This window comes from Telluria mixta, from assembly GCF_029223865.1.
Lineage (GTDB): Bacteria > Pseudomonadota > Gammaproteobacteria > Burkholderiales > Burkholderiaceae_D > Telluria > Telluria mixta.
Genome location: NZ_CP119520.1, coordinates 4041508 through 4057177 on the forward strand (window position 1 = coordinate 4041508; position 15670 = coordinate 4057177).

Here is a 15670-nt window from a genome sequence, read left to right on the forward strand (position 1 = left end):
CCCAGGCGGGGCATCGTGTGAAGCGGGACCGTGCGCGGTCCCGTTGTCGTTTCGGGCTCGCGTCAGCTTGCCTTGGTCGCAGACTTGCCTTGTTGCTGGCCCTGCTGGCTGCCCTGGACGTTGCCCTGGACGTTGCCCTGGATCGTCCCGTCACGCGCATCGGCTTCGACACGGACACCGGCCTCCGCACCGTTGCCGCCGCTTTGCAGGTTGCCGCGGTGGGCACTGCCATTCCCGCCACCCTGCTGGAACGGATCGCGGAAGTTCTTCAGCGTGTCCTGCTGGGTGCGCAGGCTGTTCTGCGTTTCTTCGGACGCGGCGCGCGCCACCTCGTCGGCCAGGGACTTGGCCGTACGGGACGTCTGGGGAACGTGCTGCTCGGCGACGCGGGCCAGTTCGACCTGGGAATCGGCCACGACACGCGACAGATGCTGCTGGTAGGCGCGCAGCTTTTCCGCTGCCGGTTGGGCACGCGATGCGGCAGCCGAGATGGCCTCGGTCGGATGCCTGGTGGTCAACAGTTGTTGACTGGCGATATTCGTTTCTTCGAGCAGCGTCTGGCTCAACTGGATGTTTGCCTCGACGATGTTCTGGATCGAACGCGACCACGACTTCGACACGTCGTTGAGAAAGGCGACCTGTGCATCCAGGTGCGAACGGACTGCGGGCGTAACGGATTGCGAGAATAGGAACATGGATGACCTCATTAAAGTGTATCCGCTGTGTGGATTGCGATGCGTGGCATAAAGATGCCTTAAATCAATCAATATCGAGATTCCGCATCGCACAATCGCGCTGCACTGCAAAAGTGCGTTCCAGCGCGAGTTCGTTAGCCTAGACGATTTCTTTGGCTTTTCAATGTCGGATTCAATCGTGCACGCGACGTTTTTGTCTGCTTTGACCTGTTTCCAGCCCTATCGGCCAAACGATTTTTTCGTCTGTATTTGCTCGGAAACTAATATTGGATTGCTGCGTCGCAGCAGTTCTGTCGGGGAGTATTGAAAAGGCGCCTTGGCATCAATCCCGCGCCGTGCGCCATTCCTGCGCGTTGGCCGTGGATTCGTGTTCCGGGCAGCTGGTGATCCTCGTCTTGCCGTGCTTCTCGATCATGTCGATGCTGGTCGTGGGCGCGCGCTCCGTAACGCAGTACGTGCCGCCGCCCGAGATCACACGGCTGCGGCGGGCGCCGTCGCCCGTGTTGTTCACGAGTTCCGCCACTTTGGGTGCCTCGTACCACGCGTTGGGTGCCATGTCGGCAGCCGCCTGGATGCCCTTGCGCAGGCGGATCTGCGGGCTGTCCGGCGGGGCGACGATATACGGATTGTTTTCCTTGCGCAGGGCGCGGTCGATGGCGCCCACGTCGCGGCGTGCGCGTTCGAGCATGGTGGCGCCGGCGGAAGGCGCTGCCGGGGGCGCGGGCGTGCTCGCGGCGGCGGGCGTGTCGGCCGTCGGCGGCGCCACGGCGGGTGCGGCCGGCACGGTCACGCGGGGCAGGGTGATCGCGCCGGCGCGCGGCGCCACGTGCGTGCGCTCGGGCTCGCGCTCCTCCGTTTCGCGCCGCGGCTGCGGCACCGCGGGCGCCGGCAACCGTATCCACTGGATCGTCGAGCGCGGCGGATCAGGTGTGATAGCGGGCAGCCGGCGCGTCATCTGCCAGCCGAAGATCAGGGCGGCATGCACGACAATGGTGACCGCGATGCCGACGTGGCGGCGGTCGCGCGGCGGGAGCAGGACAGGGGCGGTGGCGATCATGTCGGCCCAGTATAGCCAGCGCCGGTCGCCATATCCTCACACATTGTTGCGCCCGCCGGCGACGCTTACCAACGGCGGAAGCGTTCGTCGTACAGCGGGTCCGGCCCGTTGAGCATCTGGCGCACGACGCCCTGTGCGTCGAAGTGGACGTTCATCATCGAATTCCACACGCCCGCTTCCTTGTAGCGGTACGACCAGACTTCGTAGTCGTGCGCGTACACGCGCGAGACCTCGGCGGGGCGGCCGAAGTTGCGCAGGATATCGTCCTTGGTCCACCGGTCGACCTTCACTTTCGCAAAGTTCTCGCTCGTGAGCACCTGGTCGTACGAGACAAGACGGCCGTCCGGGCCGATGCGCGCCATGTACTGGAACTGGCCCATCGGCTGGCCGCGGTATTCGAGCACCTGGCCGCCGGCGGGGTCCGGATAGACGGCGTTCGGCTGGCCGAGCTGCGCGGTGACGGCGGTCAGCGGCGCCCCGATGGGCGGCGGCTGGCGCAATATCGTCGTGCAGCCCGCCAGGGTCAGCGCAGCGGCGGCCGCGCATAGCATCGAATGGAACCGGACATTCATCGTCATCTCCTGAATTACAGGCCCTTCGAACGGTCGTCGAGCAGCGGGTCCGGGGTGTTGCCCGTGCGCCGTACTTCGCCCCGCACGTTGAAATAGATGTTCATGTACGAGTTCCAGACGCCGTCCTGCTTGTAGCGGTACGACCAGACTTCGTCGCCCGTCGCGCGGTCGCGCGAGACCTCGGCGGGGCGGCCGAAGTTGCGCAGGACGTCGTCCTTCGTCCAGCGCGCCGGCTGCACCTTGGCGAAGTTTTCGCTCGTGAGTGCCTGCTCGTACGAGACGAGACGGCCGTCGGCGCCGATGCGCGCCATGTGCTGGAACTGGCCCATCGGCTGGCCGCGGTATTCCAGCACCTGGCCGCCGGCGGGGTCGGGATAGACGGCGTCCGGCTTGCCCAGCTTGGCGGTCACGTCGGCCAGCGGCGTGCCGGCCGGCGGCGTGCGGCTGAAGGTCGAGCAGGCGGACAGGGACAGGGCGACGGCGAGGGTGATGAGAGTTGTTTTCATGGTTGTACCGTTCAGGGGGATGCCATTGTGGCATCGCCAACCCGGCGATTTTAACGGAAGCGGCGGAAAAACTGGCTTCGCCTGCGCTTTTCACATATACTTCCCGGTCTTGGCCTTCGGGCCAGGTTTTTTTTAATTCACGGTGCGCTGGGTTCCGACTCTTGCACCGCATGTGAAAGGCAACATCATGACCGTAGAAAACATCAACAAGGCCGCGATCATCGCGGACAACGCACGCGGCGACAGAGACACCGGTTCGCCGGAAGTCCAGGTTGCACTGCTGACCGCCCGCATCAACGAACTGAACGGCCACTTCAAGGAACACCAGAAGGATCACCACTCCCGTCGTGGTCTGATCATGATGGTCAACCGTCGTAAGAGCCTGCTGGCTTACCTGAAGGCCAAGGATCTGAACCGTTACCGCGACCTGATCGCCAAGCTCGGCCTGCGTAAGTAATCAGCAGTTCCTGAGCATTGCGCCAGACGGCTCAAGCTTCGAAATGCCTGCGTCAGTTTCACTGTCGCGGGCATTTTTCGTTTTGGCCGTTGTTGAGTTTTACCCTGCAGTAAGAATAGTGTTGCCCGTCGTGAGGTGAACGACAGCGCCTGAAAATCTGTCGGCAAATAGAAAGGGATTACCCATGTTTAACAAAGTTACGAAAACCTTCCAGTACGGCGACCATACCGTCACCCTCGAGACCGGCGAAATCGCCCGTCAAGCCAGTGGCGCCGTCGTCGTGTCGGTCGAAGACACCGTCGTCCTCGCGACCGTCGTGGCCAAGAAGGATGCCAAGCCAGGCCAGGACTTCTTCCCGCTGACCGTCGACTACATCGAGAAGAGCTATGCCGCGGGCAAGATCCCGGGCGGCTTCTTCAAGCGCGAAGGCCGTCCGTCGGAGAAGGAGACGCTGACGTCGCGCCTGATCGACCGTCCGATCCGTCCGCTGTTCCCGGAAGGCTATCTGAACGAAGTCCAGGTAATCATCCACGTCCTGTCCGTCAATCCGGAAATCGATCCGGACATCCCGTCGATGATCGGCGCCTCGGCTGCCCTGTGCATCGCCGGCATCCCGTTCAACGGCCCGATCGGCGCGGCCCGCGTCGGCTACGCGAACGGCCAGTACATCCTGAACCCGACCACGACCCAGCTCAAGACCTCGCAGATGGACCTGGTCGTCGCCGGTACCGAACACGCCGTGCTGATGGTCGAATCCGAAGCGCAGCAGCTGTCGGAAGAAGTCATGCTGGGCGCGGTCGTCTACGGCCACGAGCAGATGAAGGCCGTGATCGACGCGATCCACGCGCTGGTCGAAGAAGGCGGCAAGCCGGAAGTCGAATGGGCACCGGCACCGAAGAATGAAGCACTGATCGCCCAGGTGGCGCAACTGGCCGACGCGAAGATCCGCGACGCCTACCAGACCCGCGAAAAATCGGCGCGCCAGCAAAAGCTGAAGTCGCTGTCGACCGAAGTGCTGGCTGGCCTGGCCGAGCAGGGCGTCGAAGCGGATGCGGCCGAAGTCGGCAACATCCTGTTCGACATGGAAGCCAAGGTCGTGCGTTCGCAGATCCTGGAAGGCGAGCCGCGCATCGACGGCCGCGACACCCGCACCGTGCGTCCGATCTCGATCCGCACGAGCGTCCTGCCGCGCACTCACGGTTCCGCGCTGTTCACCCGCGGCGAAACCCAGGCCCTCGTGATCGCCACGCTGGGCACCGGCCGCGACAGCCAGAAGATCGATGCGCTGATGGGCGAGTACACCGACGACTTCATGATGCACTACAACATGCCTCCGTTCGCCACCGGTGAAACCGGCCGCGTGGGCACGCCGAAGCGCCGCGAAATCGGTCACGGCCGCCTGGCCAAGCGCGCGCTGGTCGCCGCACTGCCGTCGCCGGAAGAGTTCAGCTACTCGGTCCGCCTGGTGTCGGAAATCACCGAGTCGAACGGTTCGTCGTCGATGGCCTCCGTCTGCGGCGGCTGCCTGGCACTGATGGACGCGGGCGTCCCGATGAAGGCCCACGTGGCCGGCATCGCGATGGGCCTGATCAAGGAAGGCGGCAAGTTCGCCGTCCTGACCGACATCCTGGGCGATGAAGACCACCTGGGCGACATGGACTTCAAGGTGGCCGGTACCACCGCAGGCATCACCGCGCTGCAGATGGACATCAAGATCCAGGGCATCACCAAGGAAATCATGCAGGTGGCACTGGCGCAAGCCAAGGAAGCCCGCCAGCACATCCTGGTCGAGATGCAGAAGGCCGTGCCGTCCGTGAAGACGGAACTGTCGGACTTCGCACCGCGCCTGATCACCATCAAGATCAACCCGGAGAAGATCCGTGACGTGATCGGCAAGGGCGGCGCCGTCATCCGCGCGCTGACCGAAGAAACCGGCACGCAGATCGACATCACCGACGAAGGCATCGTGACCATCGCGTCGGTCGACGCCGCCGCCGGCCAGGAAGCCAAGCGCCGCATCGAAGAGCTGACCGCATCGGTCGAAGTGGGCAAGACCTACGACGGCACCGTGCTGAAGCTGCTGGACTTCGGCGCCATCGTCCAGGTCATGCCGGGCAAGGACGGCCTGCTGCACATCTCGCAGATCGCCAACGAGCGTGTCAACGCCGTCGCCGACTACCTGAAAGAAGGCCAGCAGGTGCGCGTGAAGGTCCTCGAGACCGACGAGCGCGGCCGCCTGAAGCTGTCGATGAAGGCAGCGGCTGCGGATGACGCGGCGGCAACGGCGCAGTAAGCCTCCGCCGGCTGTTCAGCCGAATGAAACCGCCAGCGCGTGAGCCTGGCGGTTTTTTTACGCCCATTCGTGCGAGAAACTGCCATTCCTGCCATCTCATTCATGATCTTGGATTATCTCATTCACTGATGTGATATCTCAGCCGTTCATGGTTGCCGAGATATTCTTTGGGGAAATGGCCAGTATTTGAACATGAAATTGGATTTATATCTTTCCGGTTCGCATAATGTCCATACACCCAACCAAACGGAGAACAGAAATGAACATCGCCAAGAACATGGAATCGATCTTTGTCGCAGCCGTCGTCGCCGCCGTCAGCGTCGCGAACGCAATCGCAGCACCTGCCGCGCCGCTGGAAGTCGCTTCCCGTACCATCGTCGAAGAATCGCCCGTCATGGAATCCCCGCTGATCACCATCGTTGTCGTCGGCAAGCGCCTGACGGCGGAAGAGAAAGCAAAGCGTGCGTGAGCCGGCGTCATGCAGCAGTGTCGTTTGTTACCCCATGTAGTACCCCTGTTCATCAGCCATTAAAACCGCCAGTGCGTGAGCCTGGCGGTTTTTTGTTTCTGGCGTCCCACGCCTACAGAATTCGAATTTCCCCGGCATTTACCAAAAGAAGTTTCCCTAAGTCACAAGTTTGGTAAACCTGTGTCGGCGGACGTCGTAAACCGGCAGAATATATTCAGGTTTCCCCGCCTATCGTGTCGTGTAGCTCAGGAAATGGATGGTATAGTTGGTCATTTGACAGAATTGCCGGGGCCGCAAACTGGTCCAAACGGCACAACCTATCACTCCAAAAAAGGAACACAGATGACGACCCAGGACTACGCGAACCGCATCAGCCAGCTCATCCAGGACCACCAGGCCGACATCGGCGCGGAATGGATCGAGCAGCTGGAAGCGTTGACGGTTCGGTCGAACGTCGTCTCGAAAGATCAGCTCCGCAAGCACTGCCAGCAATTCCTGGCGGCGTTCGCCCAGGCGACGCGCGGCGGCGAGCTGCAGAACATCGACCATCGTTCGTGGGACGAAGTCCGCGACATCCTGAGCGAGATCTCGTCGACCCGCGCCAGGAACGGTTCCACGCCGAGTGAGACGGCGACCTTCGTGTTTTCGTTGAAGCAGCCGCTGTTCAAGCACCTGAACCAGGCCCTGGCGAACGACCCGGCCGCGCTGGCAGCGGCCTCGTGGACCGTCAGCTCGCTGCTCGACAAGATGGGCCTGTACACCATCGAAGTGTTCCAGCGCGCGCGCGACCAGATCATCGTGCGCCAGCAGCAGGAATTGCTGGAATTGTCGACGCCCGTCGTGAAACTGTGGGACGGCATCCTCGCGCTGCCGCTGATCGGCACGCTGGATTCGGCCCGCACCCAGGTGGTGATGGAGAACATCCTGCAGAAGATCGTCGACACGGGCGCCGCGATCGCCATCATCGACATCACGGGCGTGCCCACCGTCGACACGCTCGTCGCGCAGCACCTCATGAAAACCATCGCGGCCGCGCGCCTGATGGGTGCGGACTGCATCATCAGCGGCATCCGTCCGCAGATCGCGCAGACCATCGTGCACCTGGGCGTGAACCTCGAGGATGTCGTGACCAAGGCCACGCTGGCGGACGCGTTCCTCGTCGCGCTCGAGCGCACCGGCACGTCCGTCATCAAGCGCCACGCTGCCGCGTAAGGACTGCGCATGGAACGCATCCCGATTCTCCGCATGGGCGACCTGCTGCTGGTGACGATCCAGGTCGACATGCACGACCGCCTGGCGATGACCCTGCAGGACGACCTCACCGAACGCATCGTGCGCGACCGTGCCAAGGGCGTGCTGATCGACATCTCCGCACTCGACCTGGTGGACTCGTTCATCGGCCGCATGATCAGCAATACGGCCGCGATGGCGCGCGTGCTCGATGCGCAGACGGTCGTCGTCGGCATGCAGCCGGCCGTCGCGATCACGCTGGTCGAACTGGGTCTCACGCTGCACGGCGTGAAGACGGCACTCAACGTCGAGAAGGGCATGGCCCTGTTGGGAAAGACTAATTTTTGATGAGCGCTGCTCTCAACAACCCGGTGGTCTTCGAGTCCGAACTGCTCGAGCGGCACCGCCAGGACCGCACCGAACGCACGGCGCTGCCGCTGCGGTCGGACGAGGACGTCGTCGCCCTGCGCAAGCACGTGCGCGAGCGGGCCGTCGCGATCGCGCTGTCGCTCGTCGACCAGACCAAGCTCGTGACGGCGGCCAGCGAGCTGGCGCGCAACACGCTCAAGTACGGCGGCGGCGGCATGGTCTACCTCGATGCGCTGACGGACGGCTTCCGCAAGGGCATCGGCCTGATCTTCATCGATAACGGTCCGGGCATCCCGGACCTCGACATGGCGCTGCGCGACGGCTATACGACGGGCGGCGGCCTGGGTCTCGGCCTGGGCGGCTCGAAGCGCCTCGTCGACGAATTCGACATCGATTCCCGCACGGGAGAGGGCACTGCGGTGTCGGTCGTCAAATGGAAACGCTGATCAGCTCGCTGTCTCCGCAGCTCAACTTCGCCATCACCCACGCCAGCGACGTCGCCGCCGCGCGCCGCGCGGGGCAAAAGCTGGCGGATGCCCTCGGCTTCGACGATGTCAAGGCCGGCCGCCTCGCGATCATCATCACGGAAGCGGCCACCAACATCCTCAAGCACGCGGGCGAAGGCACCGTCACGATCATGCGTACGCAGTCCGGCGTCGCGATGCCGGGCGTGGACGTCGTCGCCGTCGACAACGGCCCCGGCATCGCCGACCTCGACTTCGCGCTGCGCGACGGCGTCTCGACGGCCGGCACGGCGGGCACCGGCCTCGGTGCGCTGCGCCGCCAGGCCGATGAATTCGACGCATGGACCCAGCATGGCCGCGGCAGCGCATTCTTCATGCGCATCTGGCGCGGCGCGGTCCCGTCCGAGCCGTGCGGCATCGACGTGGGCGCGCTGTGCACACCCCTCGCCGGCGAGGACGAGTGCGGAGACGGCTGGGGCGTGACGTGCGACCCGGACGGCGCGACCCTGCTCGGCGTGGACGGTCTCGGTCATGGGCCGGAAGCCGCGAAGGCCGCCGCGGGTGCGATCGAGGCGCTGGAAAAGCGTCCGGCCGCGGCGCCCGGCGAGGTGGTGCAGACGGCGCACGAGCTGCTGCGCATCACGCGCGGCGCCGCTCTGTCCGTGGCGCGCATCGACTACCGCAGCGATGAGGTGCGCTTCGCCGGCATCGGCAACGTCAGCGCCATCGTCCACGACGGCATGGCGCGCCGCGCGCTCGTTTCGCACAACGGCATCGTGGGCCACAACATGCGCAAGGTGCAGGAATTCACGGTGCCGTTCCCGCCCGGCGCGCTGTGCGTGCTGGCCTCGGACGGTATCCAGACCCAGTGGGACCTGTCCGCGTATCCGGGCCTCCACGTGCATGCGCCCGCGCTTGTGGCGGCCGTGCTGATGCGCGACTACATCCGCCGCCGCGACGACGCGATGGTGCTGGTCGCGCGCCGGAGAATGGCATGAACGTCCAACGCATCCTGGCAGTGGGCCTCGACGACGAGCAGGACGTCGTGCTCGTGCGCCAGCGCGCGCGCCAGGTCTCGCACCTGCTCGGGTTTTCGCAGCAGGACCAGGTCCGCATCGCCACCGCCGTCTCGGAAGTGGCGCGCGGTGCCAGCCAGGCCGGCTTCGGCGGCCGCGCCGCGTTCCTGATCCGCGAAGCGGGCCGGCGCCAGTCGCTCGAGGTGACGATCAGCGGCGGCAGGGGCGCGCAGGGCGCGCTGCCGGACGATGCCGTCGTCACCGCGCACCGCCTGATGGACGAGTGCGACGTCGCGCAGGACGCGCAAGGCGCCGGCGTGATCACGATGCGCAAGGCGCTGCCGCCGCAGGCGTGGGTCGACAATGCGCGCCTGGCGGAGATCGCGGCGCAGCTGGCCAAGGACAGCCCCGTCGCGAACACGTACAACGAATTGCAGCTGCAGAACCGCGAACTGGTCACCACCCTGGCGGAGCTGCGCGAACGCCAGGAAGACCTGCTGTCGCTGACGCGCGAGCTGGAAGACACGAACCGGGGCATCGTCGCGCTGTATGCCGAGATCGAAGACAAGGCCGAGCGCCTGCGCAAGGCCGACGAGATGAAGTCGCGCTTCCTGTCGAATACGAGCCACGAGCTGCGCACGCCGCTGTCGTCGATCCGCGCGCTGGCCAAGCTGCTGCTGGACCGCATGGACGGCGACCTCACGCAGGAGCAGGAACGCCAGGTGCGGTTCATCGAGGCCGCCGCGTCCGACCTGTCGGAGCTCGTCAACGACCTGCTCGACCTGGCCAAGATCGAGGCGGGGCGCGTCGAGGTGCTGGTGGCACCCATCGTCGTGGACAACCTGTTCCGCGCGCTCAAGGGCATGCTTCGTCCGCTCGTCGACGACGCGCGGGTCGACCTGATCTTCGAACCGTGCGACTATACCGAGGCATTCGATTCGGACGAGGGCAAGATCTCGCAGGTGCTGCGCAACTTCATCTCGAACGCCCTGAAATTCACCGAGCAGGGCGCGGTACGCGTGTCGGCCTTCCACGACCCCGACGCCGATACCATCACGTTCGCGGTGGCCGACACCGGGATCGGCATCAGCCCGGAGAACCTGCAGTTGATCTTCGAAGAGTTCAGCCAGATCGAACACCCGCTGCAGCGGCGCAGCAAGGGCACGGGCCTCGGCCTGCCCCTGTGCCGCAAGCTGGCGGACCTTCTCGGCGGCCGCGTGGACGTGGTCAGCCAGCCCGGCGTCGGCTCCACCTTCAGCCTCGTGCTGCCGCGCCTCTTCCCGGCCAAGTCTTCGCCGCGCAACGATGGAACCTGAGGAACGCAACATGACTACCCCGACTTTGATCCTCAACGTCGACGACAACGACGGCGCCCGCTACGCCAAGACGCGGATCCTGCAGAGCGCCGGCTTCGACGTCGTCGAGGCCAGCAACGGCACCGACGCGCTGGCCGTCGTCAAGCGCAGCAGCGTCGCGCTCGTGCTGCTGGATGTGAAGCTGCCGGACATCAACGGCATCGAAGTGTGCCGCCGCATCAAGGCCGACCCGGACAGCGCGATGGTCCTCGTGCTGCAGACGTCGGCCGCGCTGACGGGCCGGGCCGACAAGATCCGCGGCCTGGAGGGCGGCGCCGACAACTATCTCGCCGCGCCGATCGAGGCCGACGAGCTGATTGCCAACGTCAACGCGCTGCTGCGCATGCGCCAGACCCAGAGCGCGCTGCGCGACAGCGAGGAGCGCTTCCGCCAGCTCACGGACAATATCGAGGACGTGTTCTGGATGTTCTCCGTGCCGGCGCGCGCACTCGAGTACGTGAGCCCGGCTTACGCGACGATCTGGGGCCGCCCCGTCGACACGCTTGCGCGCGAGCCGGACAGCTGGCTCACGGCCGTGCATCCGGACGACCGCGCCTACGTCGGGGCGCTGTGGGAGGCCGTGCAGGATACGCCGCACTACGAAGCCGAATTCCGCGTGACGATGCCGGATGGCTCGCCGCGCTGGGTGCGCGACCGCCTGTTCCCCGTGCGCGACCGGCACGACCAGGTGTACCGCGTGGCGCGCGTGACGAGCGACATCACGCGCCGCAAGGAAATGGAAGCGCTGCTGCGCGCGGCCGACGCCAACAAGAACGAATTCCTGGCGACGCTCGCGCACGAGCTGCGCAATCCGCTGTCGCCGATCCGCAATGCGGCGGCGCTGCTGGGCGCGTCCGGCAACGGCGCCAACGAGCGCCAGGCCCGTGCGCGCGACGTCATCACGCGCCAGGTCGATCACCTTGCCCACCTCGTTGACGACCTGCTCGACGTGGCGCGTATCTCGGAAGGCAAGATCGTCCTGCGCCAGGAAGAGGTCGAGCTGAAAGGCGTGATCGCGCAGGCGGTCGAAACGGCCGGCCCCCTGATCGCGGCGCGCGAGCACAAGCTGGAAGTCGTCCAGCCGGAGCGCCAGATCTGGCTGATGGGCGACCCGGTGCGCCTGGCGCAGTCGATGGGCAACCTGCTGCACAACGCGGCCAAGTTCACGCCCAAGGGCGGCCGCATCAGGGTCGAGGTGACGCTCGCGGGCGACGTCGTGCGCATCGCCGTGCAGGACAACGGCATCGGCATCGCCGACGACAACCTGTCGCGCATCTTCGGCATGTTCGCGCAGGCCGCCGTGCCGCCGGACCGCGCGCCGGAAGGCCTCGGCATCGGCCTGTCGCTCGTCTCGCGCCTGCTCGAGATGCACGGCGGCCGGCTGTCCGCCACGAGTCCGGGCATCGGCCTCGGCTCCACGTTCACCGTCGAGCTGCCGGTGCTGCGTACGGCGGAGCAGGGCGCGCAGGCGCCCCAGGCAACGGCAGAAGCACCGGCACCGGCATCGGGCGGCCGCAAGATCATGCTCGTCGACGACAACGTCGATGCGATGGAGATGATGGCGTTCCTGCTGGCGGAGATGGGCTACGAGGCGCATACGACGGCGGACGCGGGCAACCTCGTGCAGATGGCGCTGGAACTGCGGCCGGACGTGATCGTGCTCGACATCGGCCTGCCGGGCGTGGATGGCTACGAGCTGGCGCGCATGCTCAAGCAGCATCCGCAGCTGGCGTCGATCCGCCTTGTCGCGCATACGGGCTACGGTTCGCCCGAAGACCGGCGCAAGGCGCAGGAGGCGGGGTTCGATGCGCACCTCGTCAAGCCGGCGGAGCTGGAAGACCTGGAAAAAGCATTGCAGGGCTGATGCAACGTGCGTCAGCGCACGTACATTCGCGCGTCATCGGCCTAATCTGGCGCCATCATTGCAACGGATGGAGGCCATCATGCCCAAGGGAGCCAGCCCGAAACGCGAGCGCGAGTTCAAGAAGCTCGAGACGGAATTCAAGAAGGAACACCGCTATCCCGGCCGCGAGGAAGAGGTCGCGTCGCGCATCGTGAACAAGCAGCGCGCGGAGCACGGCGAGACCAAGCAGTCGTCGAGCGGCGGTTCGAAACAGTCGAGCAAAAAATAAAGCCTCCCGGGCTCGCATCCGGGAGGCTTTTTTATTCGAAGGCGGTTACTTGTCGGTGACCGTGAAGTCCCCGTACGCCTTCAGCTGCTCCCCGACGGCCTTCGAATCGCCCACCACGACGATGGACTGATTCTCCGGAGCGAAATATTTCTTCGCCACGTCGCGCACCTGTTCCGGCGTGACCTTTTCGATCAGCGGCACATACTGGCCCAGGAACTCGGCCGGCAGGCCCACGAGCCAGTTGGCGGCCAGCGTGTTCGCGACGGCACGCTGCATCTGGTTGCTCAGCAGGTAGCCGCCCGCCACGTAGCGCTTGTGCATCTTCATCTCGTCCGCCGAGACGAGGTCCGCGCCGATGCGCTTGTACTCGTTGAAGTACTCCGTCAGGGCGGCACCCGTGACTTCGTTGCGCACGTCCGCGCCGCCGACGATGCTGCCGCCTTCGCGCAGCAGGCGCGCGCCGGCCGATGCGCCGTATGTGTAACCCTTTTCTTCGCGCAGCTTGATGTTCACACGGCTCGAAAAGCCGCCGCCCAGGATCGTGCTGGTCAGGCGCAGCGGGATCTGGTCGGCGCTCGTTGCGGCGATGCCGGGGCTGCCCAGGCGCAGCGTCGACTGCACGCTGCCGCCCCGCTCAAGCAGCAGGTGCACGGGTTTTGCCGTGGCCGTGGCTTTCGGCACCTCGGCCGTCGCCGGTCCGCTCGCCTTCCAGTCGCCGAACGCCTTCTGCGCGAGTTTCAAAGCGTCCGCTTCCTTGATGCGGCCCGTGATCACGAGCAGCGCGCGCTCCGGGCGGAAGCGTTTCGCGTGCTCGCCGCGCAGCAGTTCCTGCGTGGTCGACTCGATCGCCTCGGCCGTCGGCGTCATGTGGCCGTACGGATGGTCGCCATAGATCGCGCGGCTGATGGCGCGCTCGGCGCGGAAGCGCGGCTGCGTCTCCGAGACGCGCAGGGTTTGCAGCGCGTTCGCCTTGGCCAGCGCCACTTCATTGTCGGGGAACGACGGCGTGCGCGCGACTTCGGCCAGCAGCTGCATCATCGGGCCGGCCTGCGAGGCGAGGGCGCTGGCCTGGACCGAGATGCCGTCCGCGCTGGCGCCGGCGGCCACGGAACCGCCCATGCCCTGCGCCGCTTCCGCGATCGCGCGCGAGTCGCGTTTCGCGGTGCCTTCGTTGAGCAGGCCGGCCAGCAGCTCGGCGAAGCCCGGGTGCTTCGCGTCGTCGGCGGCGAAGCCCGCGTCGCGCACGGCCAGCACCATGTCCACGCGCGGGATGCCGGTGCGCGGCACGATCCACACCTGCAGGCCGTTCGACAAGGTCTTCTTGCCGATGTGGGGGACGGGCAGGGGTTTGTCTTTCGCATACGCAGGCATCGCGGCCGGCATCGTTTCTTTCGGCACGTCGGCCGCCTGGGCCGAATGGGCGAACAAGGCACCCACGATCATCGTCAGCATCAGTTGTTTCATCGGGGCGCTCCTCATTTCTTGACTGCCGGCTTACGGTCGATGACGGTGCGGTTCGCCTTCGTCAAATACGTGGCGGCCACGCGCTGGAGGTCGGCGGACGTCACGCCCTCGATCCAGCCGGGCACCTTGTTGACGACGTGGGCGTCGCCCCACAGGGTCTGCAGCTTCGCCAGCGTGTCGGCGCGGGACAGGATGTTTTCCAGGTCGTTGTTCCAGTCGGCCAGCATGCGGGTCTTCACGCGCTTCAAGGTGGCGGCGTCGACGCCATCCTTGACGACCTTGGCGATCTGCTCGTCCATCGAGGCCAGCATCGCGTCGGCGCTGCTGTTCGGCTTGTACAGGCCGAACACGGTGAACAGGGTGGGCCCGCCGTATTCGAACGGGCCGGTGAGGCCGAAGCCGCCCTGGACGTTCAGCGCGATCTCGCGGCCCTTGACCATGCTCTGGTAGAACAGCGACGCGTCGCCGCCGGCCAGCAGTTCGGACAGCACGGCCATCGGGGCCTGGTCGGCGCTGCCCTGGTCCGGCACTTTCCAGCCGACGGCGACGGCCGGCACCTGCGCCAGCGCATCGCTCTGCTCGATGCGTTTTTCCTGCGTGTTCAGGCCTTCGGTGAAGTCCGAGCCTTTCGGCACGGGACGGGCCGGGATGCCGCCGAAGTATTTCTGCGCCAGCGCGAAACCCTGTGCGGGGGAGATATCGCCGGCGATCGCCAGCACGGCGTTGTTCGGGCCGTAGTAGTCGCGGTGGAAGGCGCGCACGTCATCGAGGCTCGCGCCTTCGAGGTCTTCGAAGCTGCCGTAGCCGTCGTGGTTGTTCTCCCATTTCTGGAAGCCGAGCTGGCTGATGTCGAGCCAGTAGAAACCACCGTACGGCTGGTTCTTGACGTTCACGCGGATCTCTTCCTTGACCACGTCCTGCTGGTTCTTCAGCGTGGCCGGGTTGAAGTCGAGGGTCTTCATGCGGTCCGCTTCGAGCCACAGGATCGGTTCGAGCGACGACACGGGCGCGGTCTCGATGTAGTTCGTGAAGTCGGGACGCGTGGAACCGTTGTTGCGGCCGCCGCCGCCCGTGATGGCGCGGTCGAACACGCCCTTCGGCGCGTTCGGCGTGCCCTGGAACATCAGGTGCTCGAACAGGTGGGCGAAGCCGGTGCGGTTACGCGGCTCGAGGCGCATGCCGACGTGGTACACGACGGACACGCCGACGGTCGGCGAGCTGTGGTCTTCGGAGACGACGACCGTCAGGCCGTTGTCGAGCTTCTTGACGTTGACCGGCAGGGTCCACTGGTCGCTGGTCGCGGCAGCCGCGGACAGCGAAAGCGACACGCCGGCCAGCAGGGCGGGCAGGTAGCGCAGGCGCATTGATCACCTTTTTATGAAGTTATGGGGTGGGGCATCGAATTTATCTTAACGCAACAAATGCAGGACTGGCATGAAAATGTTGATACATACATTGATGACAAGCGGTGACAAACGGTGACATTTGGAGGTGCTCCGGCGCGCGATAATGACCGGCTCGCCTATGCATGCCAGCCCGTCCCTATGTCGCTCAGGTGGCCATTTTTGCAGTTCGTCGCAATCCGCTGGGC

General features: G+C 65.4%; 16 protein-coding genes. 10 read left to right on the forward strand and 6 right to left on the reverse strand.

Features of this window, described 5'->3' with window-relative positions:
• Positions 1-62: 62 nt before the first annotated feature.
• From P0M04_RS17995 to P0M04_RS18010, 4 genes are all read right to left on the reverse strand, one after another.
• The gene (locus tag P0M04_RS17995; protein WP_259447720.1) at positions 63-695 is read right to left on the reverse strand and encodes a phasin family protein; all 633 of its coding nucleotides are present in this window, start codon (positions 693-695) and stop codon (positions 63-65) included.
• Positions 696-1017: 322 nt separating this feature from the next.
• Complete coding sequence (locus tag P0M04_RS18000) at positions 1018-1752, reverse strand: hypothetical protein (protein WP_259447719.1); 735 nt, start codon at positions 1750-1752, stop codon at positions 1018-1020.
• Between the two features lie 65 nt (positions 1753-1817).
• On the reverse strand, positions 1818-2324 hold the full coding sequence (locus P0M04_RS18005; RefSeq protein WP_259447718.1) for a hypothetical protein: 507 nt from the start codon (positions 2322-2324) through the stop codon (positions 1818-1820).
• A gap of 14 nt (positions 2325-2338) precedes the next feature.
• Positions 2339-2830 carry a hypothetical protein gene (locus P0M04_RS18010; RefSeq protein ID WP_259447717.1) on the reverse strand — a complete coding sequence of 164 codons (492 nt, stop codon included), beginning with the start codon at positions 2828-2830 and terminating at the stop codon, positions 2339-2341.
• A 187-nt stretch (positions 2831-3017) separates the two neighbouring features.
• Here P0M04_RS18010 and rpsO point away from each other — a divergent pair, with 187 nt between their 5' ends.
• From rpsO to P0M04_RS18060, 10 genes are all read left to right on the forward strand, one after another.
• Entirely contained in the window at positions 3018-3287 is a 270-nt protein-coding gene (gene rpsO, locus P0M04_RS18015; RefSeq protein WP_259447716.1) for a 30S ribosomal protein S15, read from the forward strand.
• A gap of 184 nt (positions 3288-3471) precedes the next feature.
• Entirely contained in the window at positions 3472-5580 is a 2109-nt protein-coding gene (pnp, locus tag P0M04_RS18020) for a polyribonucleotide nucleotidyltransferase (protein ID WP_259447715.1), read from the forward strand.
• 259 nt (positions 5581-5839) lie between these two features.
• Positions 5840-6049 carry a hypothetical protein gene (locus P0M04_RS18025; RefSeq protein ID WP_259447714.1) on the forward strand — a complete coding sequence of 70 codons (210 nt, stop codon included), beginning with the start codon at positions 5840-5842 and terminating at the stop codon, positions 6047-6049.
• A gap of 342 nt (positions 6050-6391) precedes the next feature.
• On the forward strand, positions 6392-7261 hold the full coding sequence (locus P0M04_RS18030; RefSeq protein WP_259447713.1) for an STAS domain-containing protein: 870 nt from the start codon (positions 6392-6394) through the stop codon (positions 7259-7261).
• Between the two features lie 9 nt (positions 7262-7270).
• A complete protein-coding gene (locus P0M04_RS18035; protein ID WP_036230674.1) occupies positions 7271-7627 on the forward strand; it encodes an STAS domain-containing protein in 357 nt (118 codons plus the stop codon).
• Entirely contained in the window at positions 7627-8094 is a 468-nt protein-coding gene (locus tag P0M04_RS18040; RefSeq protein WP_259447712.1) for an anti-sigma regulatory factor, read from the forward strand. Before P0M04_RS18035 ends, P0M04_RS18040 begins: the two co-directional genes overlap by 1 nt.
• Entirely contained in the window at positions 8082-9110 is a 1029-nt protein-coding gene (locus tag P0M04_RS18045) for an ATP-binding SpoIIE family protein phosphatase (protein ID WP_259447711.1), read from the forward strand. Before P0M04_RS18040 ends, P0M04_RS18045 begins: the two co-directional genes overlap by 13 nt.
• Positions 9107-10444, forward strand: a complete 1338-nt coding sequence (locus P0M04_RS18050; RefSeq protein WP_259447710.1) for an ATP-binding protein — start codon at positions 9107-9109, stop codon at positions 10442-10444. Before P0M04_RS18045 ends, P0M04_RS18050 begins: the two co-directional genes overlap by 4 nt.
• A gap of 10 nt (positions 10445-10454) precedes the next feature.
• Positions 10455-12347 (forward strand): hybrid sensor histidine kinase/response regulator, encoded by a 1893-nt coding sequence (locus P0M04_RS18055; RefSeq protein WP_259447709.1) that lies wholly within the window; start codon positions 10455-10457, stop codon positions 12345-12347.
• 79 nt (positions 12348-12426) lie between these two features.
• Complete coding sequence (locus P0M04_RS18060) at positions 12427-12615, forward strand: hypothetical protein (RefSeq protein WP_259447708.1); 189 nt, start codon at positions 12427-12429, stop codon at positions 12613-12615.
• Positions 12616-12660: 45 nt separating this feature from the next.
• On the opposite strand, the gene P0M04_RS18065 is transcribed toward P0M04_RS18060, so the two are convergent.
• Both P0M04_RS18065 and P0M04_RS18070 read right to left on the reverse strand, forming a co-directional pair.
• Positions 12661-14079, reverse strand: a complete 1419-nt coding sequence (locus tag P0M04_RS18065) for a M16 family metallopeptidase (protein WP_259447707.1) — start codon at positions 14077-14079, stop codon at positions 12661-12663.
• A gap of 11 nt (positions 14080-14090) precedes the next feature.
• On the reverse strand, positions 14091-15443 hold the full coding sequence (locus tag P0M04_RS18070; protein WP_259447706.1) for a M16 family metallopeptidase: 1353 nt from the start codon (positions 15441-15443) through the stop codon (positions 14091-14093).
• Positions 15444-15670: the final 227 nt, after the last annotated feature.

Excerpts from the sequence above, each read along its gene's own strand:
- P0M04_RS18035 (WP_036230674.1), top strand. The coding sequence starts at position 7,271 with ATGGAACGCATCCCGATTCTCCGCATGGGCGACCTGCTGCTGGTGACG.
- P0M04_RS18030 (WP_259447713.1), top strand. The coding sequence starts at position 6,392 with ATGACGACCCAGGACTACGCGAACCGCATCAGCCAGCTCATCCAGGAC.
- P0M04_RS18070 (WP_259447706.1), bottom strand. The coding sequence starts at position 15,443 with ATGCGCCTGCGCTACCTGCCCGCCCTGCTGGCCGGCGTGTCGCTTTCG.
- P0M04_RS17995 (WP_259447720.1), bottom strand. The coding sequence starts at position 695 with ATGTTCCTATTCTCGCAATCCGTTACGCCCGCAGTCCGTTCGCACCTG.
- P0M04_RS18010 (WP_259447717.1), bottom strand. The coding sequence starts at position 2,830 with ATGAAAACAACTCTCATCACCCTCGCCGTCGCCCTGTCCCTGTCCGCC.
- P0M04_RS18040 (WP_259447712.1), top strand. The coding sequence starts at position 7,627 with ATGAGCGCTGCTCTCAACAACCCGGTGGTCTTCGAGTCCGAACTGCTC.
- rpsO (WP_259447716.1), top strand. The coding sequence starts at position 3,018 with ATGACCGTAGAAAACATCAACAAGGCCGCGATCATCGCGGACAACGCA.
- P0M04_RS18060 (WP_259447708.1), top strand. The coding sequence starts at position 12,427 with ATGCCCAAGGGAGCCAGCCCGAAACGCGAGCGCGAGTTCAAGAAGCTC.
- P0M04_RS18025 (WP_259447714.1), top strand. The coding sequence starts at position 5,840 with ATGAACATCGCCAAGAACATGGAATCGATCTTTGTCGCAGCCGTCGTC.
- P0M04_RS18045 (WP_259447711.1), top strand. The coding sequence starts at position 8,082 with ATGGAAACGCTGATCAGCTCGCTGTCTCCGCAGCTCAACTTCGCCATC.
- pnp (WP_259447715.1), top strand. The coding sequence starts at position 3,472 with ATGTTTAACAAAGTTACGAAAACCTTCCAGTACGGCGACCATACCGTC.
- P0M04_RS18055 (WP_259447709.1), top strand. The coding sequence starts at position 10,455 with ATGACTACCCCGACTTTGATCCTCAACGTCGACGACAACGACGGCGCC.
- P0M04_RS18005 (WP_259447718.1), bottom strand. The coding sequence starts at position 2,324 with ATGAATGTCCGGTTCCATTCGATGCTATGCGCGGCCGCCGCTGCGCTG.
- P0M04_RS18000 (WP_259447719.1), bottom strand. The coding sequence starts at position 1,752 with ATGATCGCCACCGCCCCTGTCCTGCTCCCGCCGCGCGACCGCCGCCAC.
- P0M04_RS18065 (WP_259447707.1), bottom strand. The coding sequence starts at position 14,079 with ATGAAACAACTGATGCTGACGATGATCGTGGGTGCCTTGTTCGCCCAT.
- P0M04_RS18050 (WP_259447710.1), top strand. The coding sequence starts at position 9,107 with ATGAACGTCCAACGCATCCTGGCAGTGGGCCTCGACGACGAGCAGGAC.